Here is a 24,016-nt window from a genome sequence, read left to right as displayed (position 1 = left end):
TCAAGCGGCATTCAGCGCCTTTTCCGCCGCACGGGCGAAGCGCGCCATGCCATCGCCGATATCCGCCAGCGGGATCACCAGCGACGGGGCGAAGCGAATAACCTCGGTGCCTGCGGTCAACACCATTACGCCTTCTTCCGCCGCCGCATGCAGAATATCGCGCGCCTTGCCTTTATGCTGCGGCTTCAGCTGCGCGCCGATCAGCAGCCCTTTGCCGCGAATCTCGCTAAACAGATCCAGCTTCGCGTTGATCGCTTCCAGCGCCTCGATAAAGCGCTGACGACGTGCGGTTACGCCCTCCAGCACCTGTGGCGTGTTAATAATATCCAGCGCCGCTTCCGCCACTGCGCAGGCAAGCGGGTTGCCGCCGTAGGTGGTGCCATGAACGCCCGGCGCCATCGCCGAGGCGATTTTATCGGTGGTCAGCATGGCGCTGACCGGGAAGCCGCCGCCCAGCGCCTTCGCTGTAGTGAGGATGTCGGGCTGTATGCCGTAGTGCTGATAGGCGAACAGCTTGCCGCTGCGTCCCATGCCGCTCTGTACCTCATCCAACACCAGCAGCGCCTGATGCTCGTCGCACAGCTGACGCAGCCCCTGCATAAAGGCTGCGGTCGCGGGCGTTACGCCGCCTTCGCCCTGAATCGGCTCCACTACGATGGCGCAGGTATGATCGTCAATCACCGCCTTCACCGCCTCAAGATCGTTAAAGGGAACGTGAACGATATCGGCGGGTTTTGGACCAAAGCCGTCGGAATATTTAGGCTGGCCGCCGACGGAAACGGTAAACAGCGTGCGGCCATGGAAGGCATTATGGAAAGCGATAATCTTACTTTTGTAGGGGCTGTGGCGCGTCGCCGCATAGTAGCGCGCCAGCTTGAAGGCGGCCTCGTTCGCTTCGGCGCCGGAGTTAGCAAAGAATACACGTTCGGCGAAGGTAGCGGCGATCAGCTTGCTGGCAAGTCGCAGCGCTGGCTCGTTGGTAAACACGTTGCTGGTATGCCACAGCGTTTCACCCTGCGTTTTCAGCGCCTCTACCAGCGCAGGATGACAGTGACCCAGCGCGGTCACCGCGATGCCGCCGGAAAAATCGATATACTCTTTCCCCTGCTGATCCCATACTCGGCTGCCCTTTCCTTTCACCGGCACAAACTGCGCTGGTGCATAAACAGGCAAAATCACTTTATCAAACGTATCCCGCGTTACCGCCATTTTTTCCGCTGCCATTCCCTACCTCGTCTGCTTACACATAACCATTGAGTGAAAAAATAATCAATAAATATGCATAATAAGTCAAACAAATTCGTGCGGCGCTTATAGGTTGGGCCGACGGCGCAGAAAGTTCGCCAACAGTTCATGCCCCTGCTGGCTCAGAATACTCTCCGGATGAAACTGCACGCCCTCTACATCCAGCGTCTTATGCCGCAGGCCCATAATCTCATCAGGCTCGCCGTCGCGCAGGCTCCAGGCGGTTACCTCCAGCGTCTCCGGCAGCGTCTCTTTTTCCACAATCAGCGAATGGTAGCGGGTTACGGTTAACGGCTGCGCCAGCCCGGCAAAAACGCCGCGCTGCTGGTGCGCGATAGCGGACGTTTTACCGTGCATCACCTGACGGGCGCGCACCACGCGCGCGCCGAACACCTGCGCCAGCGCCTGATGCCCAAGACAAACGCCCAGTACCGGCAGCTTGCCGGCAAAAGCGCGAATAGCGTCAAGGGAGATGCCTGATTCGTCAGGCGTACAGGGGCCGGGGGAGATAACCAGGTGGGTCAGCGGCAACGACTGCATCTCCGCCAGGGCGATTTCATCATTGCGGCGCACCAGTACTTCCGCATCCAGCTCGCAGAAGTACTGATACAGGTTCCAGGTGAAAGAGTCGTAATTATCGATAAGCAGCAGCATGTTTGCTCCGGGCTGAACCAAAACGCCGCTATTCTACGCGCTTACTCCGGCTCGCTCACTACGTTGGCGAAGATATTGATTAGCCCGTCCAGATCGCCGCGCACGCTCTCTTCATTGGCTTTAAGCCAGGCGTCGCGTTCAGTCTTGCTCCAGTCGATATCGTAGCCGGCGTGAATAATCAGCTGCTCGAAGAAAAGACGCTGCGCGCGGCCGTTGCCGTCGCGAAACGGATGCAGCATATTGATTTCACAGTAGTAGTGCGCCAGCCGCGCCACGAACTGCTCGAAAGGCAGATCGGCCAGGCCGTTCTCCTCCTCCAGCGCATCCATCAGCGCGTTGCCTTCTTTCTCAATATATTCAAAGTGGCAGAAAGGCGTGTCGCCGAGGTAAAGATCGATTTCGCGGATCTCGCCCGCCCATTCATAAAGATCCTGAAACAGGGTGCGGTGGATGGCGCAAAGATAAGGGAAGCCCAGATTACGCGGTCCCAGTTCGATGGTCGCGGCGCGTAGCGAGGTAAATGCCACCTCCGCCTTTTGTAACTGGGCGGCGTCATGAATATCCAGCCGGTTGCGCAGCACATCGTCGTTTTGCCAGTAGTAGGGATCGCGCCCGTTCATTGCGTTAGCCGCCATATTGCCTCCGTAGCGCCTGCAAGCGCTCGCCGGCCTGTTCGGCATCCAGCGTTACTTCGATAAACGATAAGCCTTCCAGTTTGCTACTGGCCAGAAAGTTGGCGTTGCGCCGCCGTTGCCACAGCGTCGCCTTCTGCTTTTCGGTCAGTTTTGTTGGCATACTGCCTCCGGTCAGGGAATGAATGACCTAAGTATAAGCAGCAAAACGCCGGTCTGCTGACGGGAGGAGGTAGCCGCCGCAGACGCGACGGCTTAATGCTTACGGCAGGACTTTCGCTGAGAGGATTACAACCGGCTTGCTGGGAACATTTTGATAAGGGCCGATATTTTTAGTCGGCACCTGAGAAATCTTGTCGGCGACCTCCATGCCTTTTACCACTTTGCCGAAGACGGCATAGCCAAAGTCGCGCTGACCGTGGTCGAGGAAGGCGTTGTCGGTGACGTTAATAAAGAACTGGCTGGTGGCGCTGTCTTTCTCAGCGGTGCGCGCCATGGCGATAGTACCGCGCGTATTACGCAGGCCGTTGTCCGCTTCGTTTTTAATCGGCGCGTTAACAGGTTTCTGCTGCATATCAGTGGTGAAGCCGCCCCCCTGGATCATAAAGCCGGGGATCACGCGATGAAAGGTCGTATTGTTGTAAAAGCCGCTGTTGACGTAATCAACAAAATTCTTAACCGACACCGGTGCTTTCTGGTTATTCAGTGCAAGTTCGATATTACCGGCGGAGGTGGTCAGGAGGACGTGCGTATCGCCCTGCGCAGCAAAACCAGGAGCGGAAAAAGTGGACAGCGCGAAGAGTGCCGCGACCGCTGTCAAAGTACGTTTCACCATGAATGATTCCTTACTGAGGCCACAAAATCAAAACGAAATTGATTGTAAAGAGCATGTTGAGCAAGAGCCAGCGTTTTACCTTTATTTACTTAATGCGACGTGCTACGCAAACGTTAACGTCTGCCCGTTAAAGGGTGATTCACATCACAGTATTGATGAAATGAATAAAGGTAATTTCATCGTTAGTTTGATCGCGGATGAAATTTCTTTACACTTCCCGTCGACTACTCCCTGTGCTGTTTCAGACAGGCTCCCTTAGGCTCAAGGTTCCCCAACTATGACAAATCGTAACCGCATTGGACTGACGTGGATCAGTTTCTTTTCCTATGCGCTCACCGGCGCACTGGTCATTGTCACCGGGATGGTTTTAGGCGATATCGCTAACTATTTCCAGCTTCCGGTTTCTGAAATGAGCAATACCTTCACCTTCCTCAATACCGGTATCCTGGTTGCGGTATTCCTTAATGCCTGGCTGATGGAGATCGTGCCGCTGAAGCGTCAGCTGATCTTCGGCTTCGTGCTGATGTTGCTGGCGGTGCTGGGCCTGATGACCAGCCACAGCCTGGCGGTGTTCTCTGTCTGTATGTTCGTGCTGGGCGTAGTAAGCGGCATTACCATGTCGATCGGCACCTTCCTGATCACCCATATTTATGAAGGTCGTCAGCGCGGATCGCGTCTGCTGTTTACCGACTCCTTCTTCAGCATGGCCGGTACGGTTTTCCCGGTGATTGCCGGCATGCTGCTGGCGCGCCATTTGCCGTGGTACTGGGTTTATGTCTGCATTGGCGTCATTTATCTGGCGATTTTCCTGCTGACGCTGACCGTTGAATTCCCGGTTCTGGGCAAAAAACAGCATGACGCGCAGCCGGTCGCCAAAGAGAAATGGGGCGTGGGCGTACTGCTGCTCTCTATCGCCGCGCTCTGCTATATCCTGGGCCAGCTGGGCTTTATCTCCTGGGTGCCGGAATACGCCACTAAATCCATGGGCATGGATATCAGCGCCGCCGGTCAGCTGGTAGGCAACTTCTGGACCTCTTATATGATCGGCATGTGGGCGTTCAGCTTCATCCTGCGCTTCTTCGATCTGCAACGTATTCTGATGGTGCTGGCGGCGCTGGCGACCCTGCTAATGTACTGGTTCGTTAGCAGCACCGAACCGGGCATGCTGAAGTGGATCATTATCGGCCTGGGCTTCTTCTCCAGCGCGATTTACACCACTATCATCACTCTCGGCTCGCAGCAGACGAAAGTCTCTTCGCCGAAGCTGGTGAACTTTATCCTGACCTGCGGCACCGTCGGCACCATGCTGACTTTCGTGGTGACCGGCCCTATCGTGGCGAAAGGCGGCGCGCACGCGGCGCTGGCGACCGCAAACGGCCTCTACGCCGTGGTGTTTGTTATGTGTCTGCTGCTGGGCTTTGTCTCTAAGCATCGTCAGAACGGCCACGCCGGGCATTAATCTCTTTGGGCGAAACCGATCGGTTTCGCCCGTTCTCTATCTCTGCCGCTTAAAATCGACGTCTTCCGCCTCCGGCAGCCAGATCTGCGTCCGCGCCGGTTCGGTGGCGGCAATCACCTTTCCCTGACGCACGGAATAGCGCGCCGTCACCTGACGCCGCACCGCATCGAAGCCGCTTTCCGCTGGCAGGATAATCAGGTTCGCGCCGTTGCCGATCTGAATACCGTAATCATCCAGCTGTAACGTTTTCGCGCTGTGGTGCGTCACCAGATTCAGGCCATTATCGATCTGCTCATAACCCATCAGCTGACAGACATGCAGCCCCATATGCAGCACCTGCAGCATGCTGGCGGTGCCGAGCGGATACCAGGGATCGAACACGTCGTCATGACCGAAGCAGACATTAATGCCCGCCTCCAGCATCTCTTTGACTCGCGTCACGCCACGCCGCTTCGGATAGTCGTCAAAACGCCCCTGCAGATGAATATTGACCAGCGGATTAGCGACGAAATTAATGCCGGAGAGCTTCAACAGCCGAAACAGACGCGACGTATAGGCGCCGTTATAAGAGTGCATCGCGGTGGTATGGCTGGCGGTCACGCGCGCGCCCATCTTTTCCCTGTGCGCCAGCGCCGCCACGGTTTCCACAAATCGCGACTGCTCATCGTCGATTTCATCGCAGTGCACATCAACCTGACGCTGATACTTCTGCGCCAGCGCGAAGGCGATATGCAGCGATTCTACGCCATATTCGCGGGTAAACTCGTAGTGCGGAATGGCGCCCACCACGTCCGCGCCCAGCCGCAGCGCCTCTTCCAACAGCGCCGCGCCGTCGGGATAAGAGAGAATACCCTCCTGCGGAAAAGCGACCAGCTGCAGCGTGATCCAGGGCGCCATCTCCTGCTTCAGCGCCAGCAGCGCCCGCAGCGCGGTCAGGCTGGGATCGGAGACGTCTACGTGAGTGCGCACATATTGCACGCCCTGCGCAACCTGCCACTTCAGGGTTTGCGTCGCGCGGCGCTTCACATCCTCAACGGTCAGCTGCGCCTTGCGTTCGGCCCAGCGCTCGATGCCCTCAAACAGCGTGCCCGACTGGTTCCATGAAGGCTCTCCGGCGGTCTGCGTCGTGTCCAGATGAATATGCGGCTCGACAAAGGGCGGCCAGGCGATGCCGCCTTCCGCGTCCAACGCCGTTTCACTCGCTTCAAAACGCGAAGGCTGCGGCACTATCTGAGCAATCTTGCCGTCGGCGATGGCAATTTGCCACAGGCCGTCGCGACCCGGCAAACGCAGGCGGTTTATGCTGCGCAGTTCACTAACTGCCATATCGGGCTCCTTAGTATTAGAACGCTGAAATCAGGCTAACACGATTTAGCGCAGCGGGATAAAGTTGCGCTTTACGCTAAGTTGCAGATAATAACTGGATTAATAAAATACTCCTGAAATCAATAGCATACTACTAAAGGAGTATTTTGCTGCTCAATTGATGTACATCAATAAGCTTGCTAACAATCGCGCTATTGTTGCCCCAATTAGATCAAATTTGAGGCAAAAATGAGCATTGTCAAACTCGCCATCATTGGTAATGGCATGGTTGGCCACCGCTTCATTGAGGAACTGATCGATAAAGCCGAACCGGGCCAGTTCGACATTACCGTCTTCTGTGAAGAACCGCGTGTGGCTTACGACCGCGTCCATCTTTCCGCATATTTCTCTCACCATACGGCTGAAGAACTTTCGCTGGTACGTGAAGGCTATTATGAAAAACATGGCGTTCGCGTACTGCTTGGCGAGCGGGCGATCACCCTTAACCGCAAGGAAAAGGTGATCCACTCCAGCAGCGGCCGCGCCGTGCAGTATGACAAACTGATCCTCGCCACCGGCTCCTGGCCGTGGATCCCGCCGATTAAAGGCTCCGACGGCCCGGACTGTTTCGTCTATCGCACCATCGAAGATCTGAACGCGATTGAAGAGTGCGCGCGCCGCAGCAAAAGCGGCGCGGTGATCGGCGGCGGCCTGCTGGGTCTGGAAGCGGCGGGCGCGCTGAAAAACCTTGGCGTGGAAACCCACGTCATCGAGTTCGCGCCGGTATTGATGGCTGAACAGCTCGACGTACAGGGCGGCAACCAGCTGCGCCAGAAAATCGAGCAGATGGGCGTGCGGGTTCACACCAGCAAAAATACGCAGAATATCGCTCACCATGCGGCAGGCAAAACGCTGGAATTCGCCGATGGCACCAGCCTCGACGTCGATTTCATCGTCTTCTCCACCGGCATCCGCGCGCAGGACAAGCTGGCGCGCCAGTGCGATCTGCCGGTAGGGCCGCGCGGCGGCATCCAGATTAATGATTTCTGCCAGAGCGCCGACCCGGACATCTACGCTATTGGCGAATGCGCCGCCTGGAACGAGAAAATCTTCGGCCTGGTGGCGCCGGGCTACAAAATGGCGCAGGTCGCCAGCGATCATCTGCTGGGCCGCGCCAACCGGTTCAGCGGGGCGGACATGAGCGCCAAGCTGAAGCTGCTGGGCGTGGACGTCGGCGGCATCGGCGACGCGCACGGTCGCACGCCGGGCGCGCGCAGCTACGTTTACCTGAATGAGCAGACCGGCGTCTACAAACGTTTGGTGGTCAGCCCCGATAACCAGTATCTGCTGGGCGCGGTGCTGGTCGGCGACACCAGCGACTATGGTCAACTGCTGCAACTGATGCTGAACCAGATTAAACTGCCGGAGCATCCCGACAGCCTGATTCTGCCTTCCCATGCGGGCGGCGAAAAACCGGCGCTGGGCGTCGAATCGCTGCCGGACAGCGCGCAGATCTGTTCCTGCTTCGACGTATCGAAAGGCGATATCATTCAGGCCGTGGCCAAAGGCTGCCACACCGTCGCCGCCATTAAAACTGAAACCCGCGCTGGCACCGGCTGTGGCGGCTGCGTCCCGCTGATCACGCAGGTGCTGAACGCCGAGCTGAGCCGCCAGGGCATTGAAGTCAACAACCACCTGTGCGAGCACTTCGCCTGGTCGCGTCAGGAGCTTTATCATCTGATCCGCGTGGAAGGCATTAAGAGTTTCGACGAGCTGTTGAGCAAATATGGTCAGGGCTACGGCTGCGAAGTCTGTAAACCGACCGTGGGCTCCCTGCTCGCCTCCTGCTGGAACGACTATGTGCTGGAACCGCAGCATACGCCGTTGCAGGACAGCAACGACAACTTCCTCGGCAATATCCAGAAAGACGGCACCTATTCGGTTATTCCGCGCTCCGCCGGCGGCGAGATCAGCCCCGAAGGACTGGTGGCTATCGGAAAAATCGCGCGTCAGTATAACCTCTACACCAAAATCACCGGCTCGCAGCGCATCGGCCTGTTCGGCGCGCAGAAAGATGACCTGCCGGCCATCTGGAGCCAGCTGATCGAAGCGGGCTTTGAAACCGGCCACGCCTACGCTAAGGCGCTGCGCATGGCGAAAACCTGTATCGGCAGCACCTGGTGCCGCTACGGCGTCGGCGACAGCCTCGGCTTCGGCATCGAGCTGGAAAACCGTTATAAGGGCATCCGCACGCCGCACAAAATGAAATTCGGCGTCTCCGGCTGTACGCGCGAATGCGCGGAGGCGCAGGGTAAAGATGTCGGCATTATCGCTACCGATAAAGGCTGGAATCTCTACGTTTGCGGCAACGGCGGCATGAAACCGCGTCATGCCGATCTGCTGGCGGCCGATCTCGATAAAGAGACGCTGGTGCGCTATCTCGATCGCTTTATGATGTTCTATATCCGTACCGCCGATAAACTGCAACGCACCTCTCTGTGGCTGGAAAGCCTCGAAGGCGGCATCGACTACGTGCGCAGTATCATTATTGATGACAAGCTGGGTCTTAACGAGCAGCTGGAGGCGGAAATGGCGCAGCTGCGCAGCCGCGTGGTGTGTGAATGGAAAGCGACGCTTGACCAGCCAGAACGCCAGACGCGATTCGCGCACTTTATCAATAGCCCGCAGCGCGATCCGCTGGTGCAGATGGTGGCAGAGCGCGGACAGCATCGTCCGGCCCGCCCTTATGAGCGCATCGAGGTGAAACTGATTGAAGAGGAGGAGCAGGCATGAGCCGCTGGCAATCCATCTGTAAATTAGAGGCCATCCTGCCCGCGACCGGCGTTTGCGCGCTGGTCGACGGCGAACAGGTCGCTATCTTCCGTCCGCGTGCGGATGAAGAGCTGTACGCCATCAGCAACATCGATCCCTTCGCCCAGGCGAGCGTGCTGTCGCGCGGCATTATCGCCGAGCATCAGCAGGAGTTGTGGGTCGCCAGCCCGCTGAAAAAACAGCGCTTCCGTCTGCGTGACGGACTCTGCATGGAAGATTCCAGCCACTCTGTCCGCAGCTGGCCAGTACGCGTGCGGGAGGGCCAGGTAGAAGTCGCCTGCGACTAAGGCCGTCTGCCGCAAAGATAAGGTTCCGTTTATTCCTGCCCGCGGCGCACATCGTGCGCCGCATCACCTGCAAACCATAACAAAATCAAACCGCTACGTCGGAGAACACCATGGATTACCTACCTTTATTCTGTCAGCTGCGCGGCAAAGTCTGTTTGCTGGTTGGCGCGGGCGAGGTCGCCGCACGCAAAGCGCGTCTGCTGCTGGACGCCGGCGCCCGGCTGCGGGTTTGCGCCCTGACATTCAGCGCGCCTTTTTATGAATGGCAGCAGACGGGCGAAGCCGCGCTCTTACAACAGCCCTTCTCCCCTGAGCTGCTGGATGAATGCTGGCTGGTGATTGCCGCCACCAGCGATGAAAAGGTCAATCAACAGGTGAGCGATGCGGCGGAAGCGCGCCGTCTGTTTTGCAATGTGGTGGACGCGCCGACTCAGGCCAGCGCCATTATGCCTTCGATTATCGACCGCTCGCCGCTGATGATCGCCGTCTCCTCCGGGGGACGCGCGCCGGTGCTGGCTCGTCTGCTGCGGGAGAAGCTGGAGGCGCTGTTACCGCAGCATCTCGGCAAGCTGGCAACGCTGGCGGGCACGCTGCGCGAACGGGTGAAACAGCACTACCGCACCGGCGCGGAACGCCGCCGTTTCTGGGAAAAGCTGTTTGTCAGCGATCGTCTGGCGCAGTCGTTGGCCAATAACGACGCGCAGCAGGCGGAGGCGCTGACCGATGCGCTGTTCGCGCAGCCGCTGGATAACCGCGGCGAAGTGGTGCTGGTCGGCGCCGGGCCGGGCGACGCCGGGCTGCTGACGCTGAAGGGGCTGCAACAGATTCAGCAGGCGGATATCGTGGTCTACGATCGCCTGGTCTCCGATGAGGTCCTGGCGCTGGCGCGCCGCGATGCGGAGCGGATTTTCGTCGGCAAGCGCGCCGGTCATCACTGCGTGCCGCAGGAGGAGATCAATCAGATCCTGTTGCAGCAGGCGCAGCGCGGCAAGCGTGTGGTGCGGCTGAAAGGTGGCGATCCTTTTATCTTTGGACGCGGCGGCGAGGAGCTGGAGATGCTGGCCGGCAGCAATATTCCCTTCTCGGTAGTGCCCGGCATTACCGCCGCCTCCGGCTGCTCGGCCTACAGCGGCATTCCGCTGACGCACCGCGACCATGCGCACAGCGTGCGCTTCGTTACCGGCCATCGCAAACAGGACTTTGCCCTGGACTGGGCCAACCTGGCGGCGGAGCAGCAGACGCTGGTCTTCTATATGGGGCTGTCACAGGCAGGCGAGATCCAACAGCAACTACAGGCGCACGGCATGGCGGCTTCCATGCCGGTGGCGCTGGTGGAAAACGGCACCAGCACGCGTCAGCGCGTGGTGTGCGGCGAACTGCATCAGCTGGAAACGCTGGCGGCGCAGGTCAATAGCCCAAGCCTGATTATCGTTGGTCAGGTGGTTGCGCTGCGCGATACGCTGCGCTGGTTTTAACCTCAACGCAGACGATAAAAAAGGGCGCCGCTAAGGCGCCCTTTTGTTATGCGAAACAGCTATCAGGACGCAGCGGCCTGGCCGCCCTGCGTCGCTTACGGCTGCGCGACGAAGCCTACCGCCTCGTAGACTTTCTTTAGCGTTTCCTGCGCATGCGCGCGCGCTTTCGCCGCGCCGTCACGCATCACCTGCTGCAGGAAAGCCTCATCTTCGCGGTAACGCTGATAGCGCGTCTGCAGCTCGCTCAGCATGCCGGAGACCGCCTCGGCCACTTCGCCTTTCAGGTGGCCGTACATTTTCCCTTCGAACTCCTGCTCCAGCTGGCTGATGCTTTTACCGGAAATGGCGGAGAGAATATCCAGCAGGTTAGAAACGCCCGCCTTATTCTGCACGTCGTAACGCACCACCGGCGGCTCGTCGGAGTCGGTTACCGCGCGCTTGATCTTCTTCACCACCGCTTTCGGATCTTCCAGCAGGCCGATCACGTTGTTGCGGTTATCGTCCGACTTGGACATCTTCTTCGTCGGCTCCAGCAGCGACATCACGCGCGCGCCCGATTTCGGAATAAACGGCTCCGGCACCTTGAACACCTCGCCATAGATGGCGTTGAAGCGTTGGGCGATATCGCGGCTCAGCTCCAGATGCTGTTTCTGATCTTCGCCGACCGGCACCTGGTTGGTTTGATAAAGCAGAATATCCGCCGCCATCAGCACCGGATAATCAAACAGGCCGGCGTTGATGTTCTCTGCATAGCGGGCGGATTTATCTTTGAACTGGGTCATGCGGCTCAGTTCGCCGAAATAGGCGTAGCAGTTCAGCACCCAGCTCAGCTGCGTATGCTCCGGCACGTGCGACTGTACGAAAATGGTGCTTTTCTGCGGGTCAATGCCGCACGCCAGATAGAGCGCCAGCGTATCCAGCGTGGCTTTGCGCAACGCGGCGGGATCCTGACGAACGGTAATTGCGTGCAGATCGACGATACAGTAAATGCAGTGATAATCGTCCTGCATCTGGACCCACTGACGCATAGCTCCCATGTAGTTACCAATGGTCAGTTCGCCGGAGGGCTGTGCGCCGCTAAATACGATGGGTTTGCTCATGCTTTTACATCCTGATAATTACCGCCCCAAAGCGGGCATAAGATCGTTGAAATCGTCCAGAACCAGATCCGGTTCGCTGGTGGCGATAGGCTCGCCGTAGTTATAGCCGAACGACATGCCCACGCAGGGGCAGCCAGCCGCTTTTGCCGCCAGAATATCATTACGGGAATCGCCGACAAACAGCAACTCCTGTGGCAGCAGGCCAAACTTGCCTAATACTAAAAACAGCGGCGCCGGATGCGGTTTTTTCGCCGCCACGTCATCACCGCCGATCACCAGAGAGAAGCAGTGTTCTATGCCGAGCGAGCGCAGCAGCGGCGCCACGAAGGGCGTCGGCTTATTGGTCACCAGCGCCAGCGGCAGCTTCGCGGCGGCCAACTTCTCCAGCGTTTGCGCCACATGCGGAAACAGCGTGGTGCCCGCTTCCGCCGTGTCGGCATAATATTTATCGAACAGCGCTCTGGCTTCGCGCAGCAGTTCGGCGTCGGGCTGGCGCTGTTGTGCCCAGCACAGCGCGCGTTCGACCATCACATCGGCGCCGTTGCCGATCCAGGTCGCTACCCGCGCCGCGCCCGCAGCGGGCAATTGCAGGGCATTAAGCGCCAGGTCGATCGCATCGGCAAGGCCAGGCACGCTGTCCACCAGCGTACCGTCAAGATCGAACGCCAGCGCACGAATATCAGTGAAACGCGCCATGACGACTCTTCTCCAGTTCATTGCGCATCGCGTCGATCACTTCCTTGTAGTCGGGCTGGCCAAAAATCGCCGAGCCAGCGACGAACATATCCGCGCCCGCCGCCGCGATTTCTGCGATGTTCTCCACCTTCACGCCGCCGTCCACTTCAAGACGGATATCGTAGCCGCTCTCGTCAATGCGCTTGCGCGCCTCGCGCAGCTTGTCCAGCGTGCCAGGAATAAAAGACTGACCGCCGAAGCCAGGATTGACCGACATAATCAGGATGATGTCCAGCTTGTCCATCACATAGTCCAGGTAGCTCAGCGGCGTAGCCGGATTGAACACCAGCCCCGCCTTACAGCCGTGCTCTTTGATCAGCTGCAGGCTGCGGTCGATATGCTCGCTGGCTTCCGGGTGAAACGTAATATAACTGGCGCCCGCTTCGGCGAACTGAGGGATCAGGCTGTCGACCGGCTTCACCATCAGGTGCACGTCAATCGGCGCGGTAATGCCATAGTCGCGCAGCGCTTTCAACACCATCGGCCCCATCGTCAGGTTGGGCACATAATGGTTATCCATCACGTCGAAATGCACCACGTCGCCGCCCGCAGCCAGCGCTTTCGCGGCGTCTTCGCCCAGGCGGGCAAAATCCGCTGCGAGAATTGAAGGGGCCAGCAAAAATCGTTTCATCCGTATCTCCCACTGTATGCGCCAGTAACACTACTGACAGATTGCGCTGGTCGCGGACGAAACCGGCTAGCTAAACAGCGCCAGCAGCTCGTCTACTTTGGTGCGACCACTCATGCTTCTGCTGATTGAGCGGCGTGCTTTAACCACATGCAGCGCCGCCTCCTGGTACCAGAGCCGCGTCAGCTCGGTATCGTGATTGGAAATCAGCACCGGAATGCAGCTCTCCTGCGCCAGTTTGACCGCCAGCTCCGCGAGATGCTGCTGCTCGCGCAGGCTGAAGCTGTTGGTATGGTAGGCGGTAAAATTTGCCGTCGTCGACAGCGGCGCATAGGGCGGATCGCAATAGACCACCGATCCCGCCTGCGCCTTGCTCAGGGTAACATCGTACGATTCACAGACAAAGGTAGCTTTTTGCGCGCGCTCAGCGAAGCCGTAGAGCTCTTCCTCTGGAAAATAGGGCTTGCGGTAGCGGCCAAAAGGCACGTTGAACTCGCCGCGCAGGTTGTAACGACACAGGCCGTTATAGCCGTGGCGATTGAGATAGAGAAACAGCAGCGCGCGCTGATAAGCATCGCTACTGGCATTAAACTCGCTGCGGTGCGTGTAGTAAGCGTCCGCCTCGTTGCTGCGCGGCGTAAAAAGCTGGCGCGCGTCATCGACGAACTCGGCGGTGCGCCCTTTAACGATGTTATACAGGCTGATCAGATCGTTATTGATGTCTGCCAGCACATAGCGCGGATAATCGGTGTTAAGAAACACCGAGCCAGCGCCGACAAAAGGCTCGACCAGACAGTCGCCTTGCGGCAAATGACGACGAATATCCTCTAACAGCGGATATTTGCCGCCCGCCCATTTCAGGAAAGCGCGATGTTTTTTCATGCCGTCGTTTTGGTTACTTCTGTTCATCTGGCTGTGGCTATAGCGACAGCATATCTGCGCTTATGAATCCTTCTGACAGCAAAGATGGCAACCAGGTTGCCATCTTAAGGGCCGTCGAACCGGCTGAGACGACGCGCTGCCAGAGTGCGCCGCCGCAGGAACAGCTGCGGAAATCCGCTTAGCGTCCCGCCTCTTTCTTCACCTGACTGACAGGCTTAACCCAGGGCTTTTGCGCCTGGACTTCCGCCGGCAGCGAGGCAACGGCGCGCTTAGCATCGGCTGGCGTGGCATACGAGCCGCTTACCAGCACGTACCATGGCTGACCGTTGCGGGTGGTTTGATAGACATGGTAGTTACTCAGATTCTGTTTTTTCGCCCACGCGTTCAGCGTATCGGAACGTGAGGCGCTGCTCAGCTGCAATGTATAGCTGCCGCCCGGCGTACTCTGGCTCGTGGCTGACGCGGAAGGGGCGCTGCTGTTGGCGGCAGGCTTGCCGCTCTGCTTCGCGGTCGGCGCATTGTTCGCTTTCGCGGACGACTGGCTGGCGGCTGGCTTATGCGTCTGCGCGGGTTTTACGCTGTTCTGGGCGCTGCTCTGACGCGGCGCGGAGACAACGTGATTGCTGTTGAGGTTGCCGCTATTGCCGCCACTGACCGTTGCCGGCGCGGTCGGCAGAGAACTGCCGCCCATCGCGCTCTGCGCGGCGGAATCCATCTCTCCCTGTTGATTGGTCAGGGCATTGTTAAGATCGCCAGGCAGTTCGACGCGCTGCTGATTCTGCGGCGATTCAATCGGCGCTGCCTGGGTCGGCGTAGAGGAAACGGGCGGAACGGAAACCGGCTGAGGTGACTGCGATGCCACGTCGTTCGGCGCGCCGTTATTCTGGCCGCCCATCGGCGTCGAGCCGGAAAGATCGATATTGCGTTCAGCGCCGCCGCTGGCTGCGCCAGAACCTGACTGCGCGGTCGGCTTGTCGCTATCCGGGCCGTTCAGCGCGGAGCCAATGCCGATCACCAACAGCACTAGCACCAGCACGCCAATGCCCATCATCATTCGCTGACGCGATACCGGCGTTTTCGCTCCAGGCGCAGAAGACGTTTTGCGAGGCCGCGTCGGACGGCGATCGCTGGTGTCAGGTTTTAACTCGTCTTCCGGTTTAAACTCATCCATTCAACCTCCCCGTCTTACGGCAAACGCCGCCAGCCTCTCCCGGCTGCGGCCTGTATCACTGTCACGCCTTACGGCACTCTTCAATTGCGGCAAGCACAATATCATGCGCCACGCCGCTGCGCACCTCGGCTTTGCCGATAGCCAGCGGCAGCACCAGACGCAGCTCGCCCGCCAGCACTTTTTTGTCGCGCAACATATGCGGCAGATAGTCCTGCGCCGTCATCGCCTCCGGTCCGTGAACCGGCAGACCGGCGCGCGTCAACAGGCGGATAATGCGGTCAGTATCGCCTGCGCTGAACTGGCCCAGGCGTTCCGCGGTGCGCGCGGCCATCACCATCCCGGCCGCTACCGCTTCGCCGTGCAGCCAGTTGCCATAGCCCATATGCGCTTCGATGGCGTGTCCGTAGGTATGGCCCAGATTGAGCAGCGCCCGTAGACCAGTCTCGCGCTCATCCGCCGCCACGACTTCCGCCTTCAGCTCGCAGCAACGGCGAATACACTGCGCCATCGTCGCGTCATCCAGCGCCATCAGAGCATCGATATTTTGTTCCAGCCAGCTGAAAAAGTCGCCGTCGAGAATAATGCCGTACTTGATGACTTCGGCCATGCCGGAGGCCAACTCGCGCGGCGGCAGGCTGCGCAGACAGTCGAGATCGATAACCACCGATGCCGGCTGCCAGAACGCGCCGATCATGTTTTTGCCCAGCGGATGATTGACGGCCGTTTTTCCTCCGACGGAGGAATCAACCTGGGAAAGCAGCGTCGTCGGCACCTGAATAAAGCGCACGCCGCGCTGATAGCTGGCCGCAGCGAAACCGGTCAAATCGCCGATTACGCCGCCACCCAGCGCCACCAGCGTGGTGTCGCGGCCGTGAGGCTTTTGCAGCAGAGCGGTAAAGACCTGATCCATCACCGCCAGGGTTTTATACTGTTCGCCATCGGGAAGGATAACCTGATCCACCTTGACCCCTGCGTCCTCCAGCCGCTGTCGCAGCGAGGCCAGATAGAGCGGAGCCAGCGTTTCATTGGTAACCAGCATAGCCTGGTCGCCTGCTTTCAACGGCCAAAAGGCGGCCGCTTCGTTAAACAGACCGGCGGCGATGGTGATCGGGTAGCTTCGCTCCCCAAGGGTAACGGTGATCCTCTCCATGACGCTGTATAACCTTTTCGCTATGCCCTCAGGCGATGAATTAGTTCTTTTCCAGTAAATTAATGATCTGATTAGCTACCACTTTCGCACTTTGATCATCGGTGCGGATGGTGACATCAGCGATCTCTTCATACAGAGGATTACGTTCATCCGCCAGCGCTTCCAGCACTTCGCGCGGCGGCGTATCAACCTGTAATAAAGGACGCTTTTTATCGCGCTGCGTACGCGCCAGTTGCTTCTCAATAGTGGTTTCGAGATAGACCACAACACCACGGGCGGAGAGACGATTACGAGTTTCGCGGGATTTTACAGAGCCGCCGCCGGTAGCCAGCACGATGCCCTGTTTTTCTGTGAGTTCATTGATGATTTTTTCTTCACGTTCGCGAAAACCTGCTTCGCCTTCAACGTCAAACACCCAGCCCACATCCGCTCCGGTACGTCGCTCAATTTCCTGATCGGAATCATAAAATTCCATATTGAGTTGCTGAGCTAACTGACGACCAATAGTGCTTTTGCCGGCACCCATAGGCCCAACCAGAAAGATATTGCGTTTCTCTGCCATTTTTTCGGTATTACTAAGACAATGCGTTGATGATACCCCGTCTGCAACGGCCGGGCCGCTGGCGGGACATGAACTGAAACCTCATGAGCGATAGTGCGAGAGTCAGATGAAAAATTATCTCAACACTCAAGGTCGTTTGGCAACCGAATAAATTGCCCGGCTCAGGACACGCAACCAACACGCGTCACACAGTTCGCTAAGAGTCAAAACCGCCGCCCTTCAGGCAGCGTCCTGTCACGGTATCGTGGCGACAAACACTGCGTTTGCCCTGCCATAAGTCAAAATCGCTAAACCTTGTAAGCTAATTCCGCCCCTGCGTCAAACGCATATGATACTCAGCCGGGAAAAAATGCGCTGCTGGTTACTCTTCGCGCACCAGGCGCGGCGTAATAAAAATCACCAGCTCCCGACGCGTGTCGTTGTGAATCTTATGACGAAAAAGCGCGCCCAGCAGCGGTATATCGCCCAACAGGGGGACTCTATCATGATTACGCGATGATTCCTGTTGAAATATGCCGCCCAACGCCACCGTTTGACCGTCCTTAAGCGTAACCTGCGTCGTGATTTCCTGCTTATTAATTGTCAGGATCTCTCTGTCGCCATTGTTGATATTGCGGCCCGGTACGTTCTGACTGATGTGCAGCGCCAGGCGAATGCGGCCGTTCGGCTGCACGATCGGCGTCACCTCCATTCCCAGCACCGCCTCTTTAAACTCAATGCTGGTGGCGCCGTCGCTGCCGCTGGAAACCTCATAAGGAATCTCCGTTCCCTGCTTAATGCTGGCCGGTTGTTGATGCGCGGTAATTAAATGGGGACTGGCAATAATCTCAATCTGGTTCTCCTGCTCCAGCGCGCTCAATTCCATATTGAGCAGGCGACCATCCAGCCGCGCCAGCGTCAGGCCCGCAGCGAGAGAGGGCGACGCTGCGGCCAGATTAATGTTCAGCGCGGGATTGCGCAGCGCCTGGTTGATTGCCTCCTCGCCGGAAAGTTGCCAGCTGACGCCCAGCTCATGCAGATGCGCTTCGCTGATGCTGACGATATGCGCCGTCAGCTCAACCTGCTCCAGCGGCACGTCCAGCGCGCGAATCCACGCTGTCACGCTGTTCAACGCCGTTGCCGTGTCGCGCAGCAGCAGCGAATTGGCGCGCGCGTCCACGGTAATGCTGCCGCGCGCCGTCATCAGCTTAGCGCGTTCGGCCTGCAGACTGGCGTTAACGGCGCTCACATCCGCATGTTGCAGCGCCACCACCCTGTCCTGCAACGGCTGCTGCTGCGCCTCCTCAAGGGCTTCCTCCCGCCGCCAGCCTTGCGGGAACACCAGCAGCACGCCCTCTTCCCGCTCAATCTTCAGCCGCGCCATACGCGCCAGCAGCGTCAGCGCCTGCTGCCAGGGCACATCGCGCAGGCGCAGCGTAATTTCGCCCTCAACGCCCGGCGCTACCATTAAATTGAGCTGTTGATAATCGGCCAGCGCCTGTAGTACCTGCTCGACAGGCGCATCCTGAAAGGCAAGAGAAAGCGGTTCTTCGCGGCCATGAACGGCGGCGCTGAGCAACAGCAGCAACGCAATGACGTGCCTTGTCATACTATTTTCCTTCAATTTGCAGCGTTATCCGCTGCGGCACACAGCCCGACGACGCGCTGAGCGTCAGACGAAACGGCGTCAGTTCCTCAATGCGCCAGCCTGTAAAAGGCGAAGGGCTGCCATGCGCGACGGGCACGACTTCGCCCTGCGTTGAACGCAGCCAGCCGATATAGCGTTTATCCCTGCCGACCATCCCCAGCAGCCGCCACTGCGCTAAAGGTTCGGCAGACGATACACAGAGCGGCGGCGGCGCGGCGAAAGGATCGCGCGCGGCAGCGTTTAGCGCGCAGCTGAGCAACAGGCCGCTAATCCCGAGAAATTTCATCATCAAACGCCAGGTGAAAAGTCGCTTGCAGCCGCGCATCCTTGCGCCGCACTGTAAAAGCGGTCAGTGCGGGCGCCGGTTCACAGGCAATCAGATAGGCGAAAAGCTGCTTTAGCTGTTGCCAGTTCAGCCACAGCTGCAGCTGGCTCTCCCGCGCTCCTGGACGCCACTGCTCCAGTTCGCCACCGCTGCGTCGCAGCAGCGTATAGAGGGAGAACGGCTCGCCGTCACGCACCATCTCTTTTAGCCGCTGCTGGTTGCGCAGCTCCAGTGACTGTAGTCCGGGCTGGCGCAGCAGTGGCGTTAACTGCCGTTGATACTGCTGGCGCTGCTGCGCCGCCTCACGCCTCGCCTGCTGCTGCTGAGCGCGCGCGGGCGTTATCGAGAGCCAATGAACGATCAGCGCCAGGCCGAGCAGCAATCCGAGCAGGCTAAGCCAGCGCAGCTTTTCCGGCAGCGCAAACCACCGCAGCAAAAAGTCATTATTCATTTTTCACCTCGCTTTTGCCTGCCACGAGAATAAAGCGGTAGAGGCCGACAGCGTTTTTTTGCAGGCCATCGGAGCGCCAGGGCTGTAAAAAAGGCAGCTGCCGGAGCCGCTGGTGCAACAAGCGGGTCGCTTCAGGGTGGAAGCTCATCCCTTCGATACGCAGCGTACGCTGCTGGTGCGTTAACGCCGACAGCCACAGCTCGTCCGGCACGCTGGCCTCAAGCCGCGCCATTAACGTCTGCCATTCGGTTAGCTGCTGGCGTCTGCTCAGACGCTGCGTCGCTTGCTGTTCCAACATCCGCGCCTGTTTCTGTAATGCGGCATATCGCTGCGTAAGCTGATGCGCCTGCTGCCGTGCCGCTTGCCACAGCGCCAGCTGTTGCCGCCACTGTTGCGCCTCAAGCGTCAGGCTCTGGTGCCACAGCAACAGCGTCGACAGCATTATCAGCGCCAGCACGACGCTGAGCCTGCCCCAGCGCAGAAGCTGGCGTCGTAGCGCCCGTTGGCGCCAGTCCAACAGGTTCACGCGCATTCGTAGCAATCCTCCGCGCGCAGCGCCAGGCCGAGCGCAAGCGTAAAGCAGCCGCTGCTGTCGGGCAGCGGCGGCTGCATCAACTGCAACAGGCTTAACGGCTGCAGCGGCTGCATCCCCGCCAGCGTCTCTCCTGACAGGCTGGCGCTAAACCAGAGATGACGCGCGCCAGGCAATATCTGCGCCAGCGCCTCGCTTTCCATCGAGAGCGTGCCGGGCGCCCAGCCGGAAACCGCCTCCGGCTGGGCGGGCATATACCACAGCCAGTGGTCGCTGAGCTGATGAATCAGCGCCGCATCCTCTGGCAACCGCATCAGCTTGCCGACGGTCACCAGCGCGCCGCAGGTCAGCTCGACCACATCGGGCGTCAGCCCGGCCTGTTTCAGCGTCGACAGCCACTGTTGCAGCACGCTCCGGCGCGCGGCGGTCAGGCAAAGGTGCCGCTGCGGCAGCGAAACGTCGCGGTAATCCAGCGCCAGCTCGCTGGACGCCAGCGGGAAAAGACGTTCCGCCGCAGCGGCGGCATAGCGCCCCAGCGCCGGTTCGCGCAGCGTTTGGACGGGCGCAGGTAGGTAGCGTTGCAGCACCGCCTGGGATGGAAAGCCTACGCGTAAAGAGACTGAGCGGGGAAGTTGACGACGCCAGTGCCGCAGCAGTGCGATCAGCTGCGGCGACCCTTGCAGCGCGCCATGGGATAATGTGTCGTGCGGCAGCGCATGGCGCCACCAGTGACGCAGCTGCCAGCCATGGCGGCGTCGTTGAATGCCTAAAGCGCAGAGTTGCCCGTTCTGAATATCAAGCCCTACCTGCCATTTCTGAAAAGCCATTTTTGCGCGATCTCCATATCGTCATAATATAAAAGGACGTATCAAAGCGTCTGGCTTGCCTTTATACTACCGCGCGATTGTTTATAAACTGCCCAAACGACATAAAATGGGAAATCTCAGGTGAAGTTCGTAAAGTATTTATTGATTCTTGCAGTGTGTTGCATTTTGCTGGGCGTCGGCTCGGTTTACGGGTTGTACAAATACATTGAGCCGCAGCTTCCGGATGTGAACACGCTGAAGGATGTTCGTCTGCAAACCCCAATGCAGGTTTACAGCGCCGATGGTGAGCTTATCGCCCAGTATGGCGAGAAGCGCCGCATCCCTTTGACGCTGGCGCAGATGCCGCCTGAGCTGGTTAAAGCCTTTATCGCTACCGAGGACAGCCGCTTCTACGAACATCACGGCGTCGATCCCATCGGCATTTTCCGCGCCGCCAGCGTCGCGCTGCTCTCCGGGCACGCCTCGCAGGGCGCCAGTACCATTACTCAGCAGCTGGCGCGTAACTTCTTCCTCAGTCCTGAACGCACGCTGATGCGTAAAATTAAGGAAGCGTTTCTCGCTATCCGCATTGAACAGCTACTCAGCAAAGATGAAATTCTTGAGCTCTATCTGAATAAGATCTATCTGGGTTACCGCGCTTACGGCGTCGGCGCCGCCGCACAGGTCTATTTCGGTAAAAATATCGATCAGCTGACCCTGAGCGAAATGGCGATGATCGCCGGGCTGCCGAAAGCGCCATCTACTTTCAACCCGCTCTATTCCCACACCCGCGCGCTGGCGCGTCGGAACGTGGTGTTGTCGCGTATGCTCGATCAGAACTACATCTCGCAGCAGCAATATATCGAAGCGCGCAGCGAACCGCTGGAAGCGAGCTACCATGGTCCTGAAATCGCCTTCTCCGCGCCCTACCTGACGGAGATGGTGCGCCAGGAGATGCTGAAGCGCTACGGTGAAAACGCCTATAGCGACGGCTTCAAGGTCTACACCACCGTGACCCGCAAACTGCAGCTGGCGGCGCAGGAAGCGGTGCGCAACAATGTGCTGGCCTACGATATGCGTCACGGCTATCGCGGCCCGTCGAATGTGTTATGGAAAGTAGGCGAACCCGCCTGGGACACTACGCAGATTCTGAAAACGCTCAAAGCGCTACCGGTCTACGGCCCGCTCTGGCCTGCCGTTGTCACCTCCGCCAACAGCAATGAAGCGACCGCGCTGATGCGCGACGGCAGCAGCGTCTCGCTGACGATGGACGGCGTGCGCTGGGCGCGCCCCTACAAATCCGATACGTTGCAGGGCCCTGTTCCGCGCAGCGTGACTCAGGTGGTGCAGCCGGGTCAGCAGATTTGGGTGCGTAAAGTAGATAATGACTGGTGGCTGGCGCAGGTGCCGGACGTGAACTCCTCGCTGGTCTCTCTCGATCCGCACGACGGCGCCGTGCGTGCGCTGGTCGGCGGCTTCGACTTTAATCAAAGTAAATTTAACCGCGTCACGCAGTCGCTGCGTCAGGTGGGCTCAAATATCAAGCCCTTCCTCTATACTGCGGCGATGGATCGCGGCCTGACGCTGGCATCGATTCTGAATGACGTGCCGATTTCACGCTGGGATGCCGGCGCCGGTTCCGACTGGCGGCCCAAAAACTCCCCGGCGACCTATGATGGCCCGATTCGCCTGCGTCAGGGGTTGGGACAGTCGAAAAACGTGGTGATGGTGCGCGCGATGCGTGCAATGGGCGTGGATTACGCGGCAGAGTATCTGCAACGTTTCGGCTTCCCGGCGCAAAACATCGTCCGCACGGAGTCGCTGGCGCTGGGCGCGGCCTCCTTTACGCCGATGCAGATGGCGCGCGGCTATGCGGTAATGGCCAACGGCGGCTTCCTGGTCGACCCTTACTTTATCAGGAAGATCGAAAACGAGAACGGCGAAACGCTGTTTGAAGCCAAACCGCGCATCGCCTGCCCTGAGTGCAACCTGCCGGTGATTTACGGCGAGACCAAAAAAGCGGTCGCGCTGGGCGAGGAGAGCGTGGAAAACGTCGCAACGTCGCAGCAAAACCGCAATCCTGCCGTCCCGCAGCCAGCGCTGCAACAGGTCGGCGCGGCGCAGGCCGCAGAGTCGCAGCCGTACGCGCCGCATGTGATCAATACGCCGCTCTCATTCCTGATTAAAAGCGCGCTGAACTCCAATATCTTCGGCGAGCCGGGCTGGATGGGCACCGGCTGGCGCGCAGGGCGCGATCTGAAGCGCAACGATATCGGCGGTAAAACCGGCACCACCAACAGCTCGAAAGACGCCTGGTTCTCCGGTTACGGCCCTGGGGTGGTGACTACCGTCTGGATCGGCTTCGACGATCACCGCCGCGATTTAGGGCGCACCACCGCCTCCGGCGCGCTGAAGGATCAGGTTTCCGGTTATGAAGGCGGCGCCAAGAGCGCGCAGCCAGCCTGGGACGATTATATGAAGGCGGCGCTGGACGGCGTGCCGGAGCAGCCGCTGACGCCGCCGCCGGGTATCGTGACGGTGACCATTGACCGCAGCACCGGCAAACTGGCTAACGGCGGCGGCAATACCCGTCAGGAATATTTTATCGAAGGCACGCAGCCTACCGAATATTCTGTTCATGACGTGGGCACGACGCTGATGGACAACGGCGAAACCCACGAGCTGTTCTGACGGTTCGGCATAAAAAAAGGGGCGACTACGGTCGCCCCTTTTTATTGCGCGTCATCTGGAACACGCGCCTCAGTAAGCGAGGCGTTGCTGTTTCACCAACCACTCGCGCGCCAGGAACAGCGCGCTGACGTTGCGCGCCTCGTTAAAGTCAGGTTCCTGCAACAGCGCCATCAGGTTCTCCAGCGGCCAGCGGATCACCGGCAGCGGCTCTGGCTCATCCCCTTCCAGTTTTTCCGGGTAGAGACCTTCCGCCACCACAATATTCATTTTGCTGGAAAAATAAGAGGGCGCCATGGTCAGTTTGCTCAGCGACGCCAGCTCGGTCGCGCCGAAGCCCGCTTCCTCTTTCAGCTCCCGGTTCGCCGCTTCGAAAACCGTCTCGCCGGGATCGATCAGTCCTTTCGGGAAGCCCAGCTCATAGGTTTCCAGGCCGACCACATATTCCTGAATCAGCAGCAGATGGTTGTCGATAATCGGCACGATCATCACCGCTTCGCGCTCTGAAGGCCGCATACGTTCATAAACGCGTCGCGCACCGTTGCTGAACGCCAGATCCACCGCCTCGACGGTAAACAGGCGCGAACGGGCAACGGGCTCGACACTTAAAATTTTGGGCTTTTCTAATTCTCTAG

General features: G+C 58.9%; 24 protein-coding genes. 5 read left to right on the top strand and 19 right to left on the bottom strand.

Going from position 1 to position 24,016, the window contains the following annotated elements; translation table 11 throughout:
• The 5 genes from argD to ppiA form a co-directional block, all read right to left on the bottom strand.
• Positions 1–1,224 (bottom strand): bifunctional acetylornithine/succinyldiaminopimelate transaminase, encoded by a 1,224-nt coding sequence (gene argD, locus MYY08_RS01555; protein WP_038629726.1) that lies wholly within the window; start codon positions 1,222–1,224, stop codon positions 1–3.
• An 87-nt stretch (positions 1,225–1,311) separates the two neighbouring features.
• Entirely contained in the window at positions 1,312–1,899 is a 588-nt protein-coding gene (locus MYY08_RS01550; RefSeq protein WP_038629725.1) for an aminodeoxychorismate synthase component II, read from the bottom strand.
• A gap of 41 nt (positions 1,900–1,940) precedes the next feature.
• Complete coding sequence (locus MYY08_RS01545) at positions 1,941–2,534, bottom strand: putative adenosine monophosphate-protein transferase Fic (protein ID WP_038629724.1); 594 nt, start codon at positions 2,532–2,534, stop codon at positions 1,941–1,943.
• Positions 2,524–2,694, bottom strand: a complete 171-nt coding sequence (locus MYY08_RS01540) for a YhfG family protein (RefSeq protein WP_071883731.1) — start codon at positions 2,692–2,694, stop codon at positions 2,524–2,526. Before MYY08_RS01540 ends, MYY08_RS01545 begins: the two co-directional genes overlap by 11 nt.
• Positions 2,695–2,793: 99 nt before the next feature.
• Positions 2,794–3,366: a peptidylprolyl isomerase A gene (ppiA, locus tag MYY08_RS01535; protein ID WP_288012681.1), complete on the bottom strand. Its 573-nt coding sequence runs from the start codon at positions 3,364–3,366 to the stop codon at positions 2,794–2,796.
• A gap of 277 nt (positions 3,367–3,643) precedes the next feature.
• Here ppiA and tsgA point away from each other — a divergent pair, with 277 nt between their 5' ends.
• Positions 3,644–4,825: an MFS transporter TsgA gene (gene tsgA, locus MYY08_RS01530; RefSeq protein WP_084970196.1), complete on the top strand. Its 1,182-nt coding sequence runs from the start codon at positions 3,644–3,646 to the stop codon at positions 4,823–4,825.
• A 36-nt stretch (positions 4,826–4,861) separates the two neighbouring features.
• Here tsgA and MYY08_RS01525 read toward each other — a convergent pair whose 3' ends face one another.
• Complete coding sequence (locus MYY08_RS01525; RefSeq protein ID WP_288012678.1) at positions 4,862–6,151, bottom strand: cytosine deaminase; 1,290 nt, start codon at positions 6,149–6,151, stop codon at positions 4,862–4,864.
• Between the two features lie 228 nt (positions 6,152–6,379).
• On the opposite strand from MYY08_RS01525, the gene nirB reads away from it, so the two are divergent.
• The 3 genes from nirB to cysG all read left to right on the top strand — a co-directional run bounded on the left by nirB (position 6,380) and on the right by cysG (position 10,724).
• Positions 6,380–8,923: a nitrite reductase large subunit NirB gene (nirB, locus tag MYY08_RS01520; RefSeq protein WP_038629720.1), complete on the top strand. Its 2,544-nt coding sequence runs from the start codon at positions 6,380–6,382 to the stop codon at positions 8,921–8,923.
• Positions 8,920–9,249 carry a nitrite reductase small subunit NirD gene (gene nirD / locus MYY08_RS01515; RefSeq protein ID WP_084970198.1) on the top strand — a complete coding sequence of 110 codons (330 nt, stop codon included), beginning with the start codon at positions 8,920–8,922 and terminating at the stop codon, positions 9,247–9,249. Before nirB ends, nirD begins: the two co-directional genes overlap by 4 nt.
• Positions 9,250–9,359: 110 nt before the next feature.
• Positions 9,360–10,724: a siroheme synthase CysG gene (cysG, locus tag MYY08_RS01510; protein WP_084970199.1), complete on the top strand. Its 1,365-nt coding sequence runs from the start codon at positions 9,360–9,362 to the stop codon at positions 10,722–10,724.
• A gap of 95 nt (positions 10,725–10,819) precedes the next feature.
• On the opposite strand, the gene trpS is transcribed toward cysG, so the two are convergent.
• From trpS to pilM, 12 genes are all read right to left on the bottom strand, one after another.
• Positions 10,820–11,824: a tryptophan--tRNA ligase gene (gene trpS, locus MYY08_RS01505; protein ID WP_038629717.1), complete on the bottom strand. Its 1,005-nt coding sequence runs from the start codon at positions 11,822–11,824 to the stop codon at positions 10,820–10,822.
• Between the two features lie 18 nt (positions 11,825–11,842).
• Positions 11,843–12,520 (bottom strand): phosphoglycolate phosphatase, encoded by a 678-nt coding sequence (locus MYY08_RS01500; RefSeq protein WP_038629715.1) that lies wholly within the window; start codon positions 12,518–12,520, stop codon positions 11,843–11,845.
• Positions 12,504–13,190 carry a ribulose-phosphate 3-epimerase gene (rpe, locus tag MYY08_RS01495; RefSeq protein WP_038629714.1) on the bottom strand — a complete coding sequence of 229 codons (687 nt, stop codon included), beginning with the start codon at positions 13,188–13,190 and terminating at the stop codon, positions 12,504–12,506. The genes MYY08_RS01500 and rpe overlap by 17 nt, the downstream gene beginning before the upstream one ends.
• A gap of 66 nt (positions 13,191–13,256) precedes the next feature.
• The gene (dam, locus tag MYY08_RS01490; RefSeq protein WP_038629713.1) at positions 13,257–14,069 is read right to left on the bottom strand and encodes an adenine-specific DNA-methyltransferase; all 813 of its coding nucleotides are present in this window, start codon (positions 14,067–14,069) and stop codon (positions 13,257–13,259) included.
• Positions 14,070–14,247: 178 nt separating this feature from the next.
• Positions 14,248–15,240, bottom strand: coding sequence for an SPOR domain-containing protein (locus MYY08_RS01485; RefSeq protein ID WP_038629712.1), 993 nt, complete (start codon positions 15,238–15,240; stop codon positions 14,248–14,250).
• 61 nt (positions 15,241–15,301) lie between these two features.
• Positions 15,302–16,390, bottom strand: coding sequence for a 3-dehydroquinate synthase (gene aroB / locus MYY08_RS01480; RefSeq protein WP_038629710.1), 1,089 nt, complete (start codon positions 16,388–16,390; stop codon positions 15,302–15,304).
• Positions 16,391–16,430: 40 nt separating this feature from the next.
• Positions 16,431–16,952 carry a shikimate kinase AroK gene (aroK, locus tag MYY08_RS01475; protein WP_038629709.1) on the bottom strand — a complete coding sequence of 174 codons (522 nt, stop codon included), beginning with the start codon at positions 16,950–16,952 and terminating at the stop codon, positions 16,431–16,433.
• A gap of 361 nt (positions 16,953–17,313) precedes the next feature.
• The gene (hofQ, locus tag MYY08_RS01470; RefSeq protein WP_071883730.1) at positions 17,314–18,540 is read right to left on the bottom strand and encodes a DNA uptake porin HofQ; all 1,227 of its coding nucleotides are present in this window, start codon (positions 18,538–18,540) and stop codon (positions 17,314–17,316) included.
• A gap of 1 nt (position 18,541) precedes the next feature.
• Positions 18,542–18,868 (bottom strand): HofP DNA utilization family protein, encoded by a 327-nt coding sequence (locus tag MYY08_RS01465; RefSeq protein ID WP_038629708.1) that lies wholly within the window; start codon positions 18,866–18,868, stop codon positions 18,542–18,544.
• Positions 18,846–19,355, bottom strand: coding sequence for a HofO family protein (locus MYY08_RS01460; protein WP_052133996.1), 510 nt, complete (start codon positions 19,353–19,355; stop codon positions 18,846–18,848). The genes MYY08_RS01465 and MYY08_RS01460 overlap by 23 nt, the downstream gene beginning before the upstream one ends.
• The gene (locus MYY08_RS01455; RefSeq protein ID WP_084970203.1) at positions 19,348–19,887 is read right to left on the bottom strand and encodes a PilN domain-containing protein; all 540 of its coding nucleotides are present in this window, start codon (positions 19,885–19,887) and stop codon (positions 19,348–19,350) included. Before MYY08_RS01455 ends, MYY08_RS01460 begins: the two co-directional genes overlap by 8 nt.
• Positions 19,878–20,714 (bottom strand): pilus assembly protein PilM, encoded by an 837-nt coding sequence (pilM, locus tag MYY08_RS01450; protein ID WP_038629706.1) that lies wholly within the window; start codon positions 20,712–20,714, stop codon positions 19,878–19,880. The genes MYY08_RS01455 and pilM overlap by 10 nt, the downstream gene beginning before the upstream one ends.
• Positions 20,715–20,834: 120 nt before the next feature.
• Between pilM and mrcA the strand changes: the two genes are divergently transcribed.
• Entirely contained in the window at positions 20,835–23,384 is a 2,550-nt protein-coding gene (mrcA, locus tag MYY08_RS01445) for a peptidoglycan glycosyltransferase/peptidoglycan DD-transpeptidase MrcA (RefSeq protein WP_084970204.1), read from the top strand.
• A 69-nt stretch (positions 23,385–23,453) separates the two neighbouring features.
• Here mrcA and nudE read toward each other — a convergent pair.
• Positions 23,454–24,016: ADP compounds hydrolase NudE (gene nudE, locus MYY08_RS01440; RefSeq protein ID WP_288012661.1), on the bottom strand; the 563-nt coding region annotated here is incomplete at its 5' end.

It is taken from the genome of Mixta sp., from assembly GCF_024610815.1.
GTDB classification, from domain to species: domain Bacteria; phylum Pseudomonadota; class Gammaproteobacteria; order Enterobacterales; family Enterobacteriaceae; genus Mixta; species Mixta calida.
This window is presented reverse-complemented; position numbering and strand designations above follow the sequence as displayed.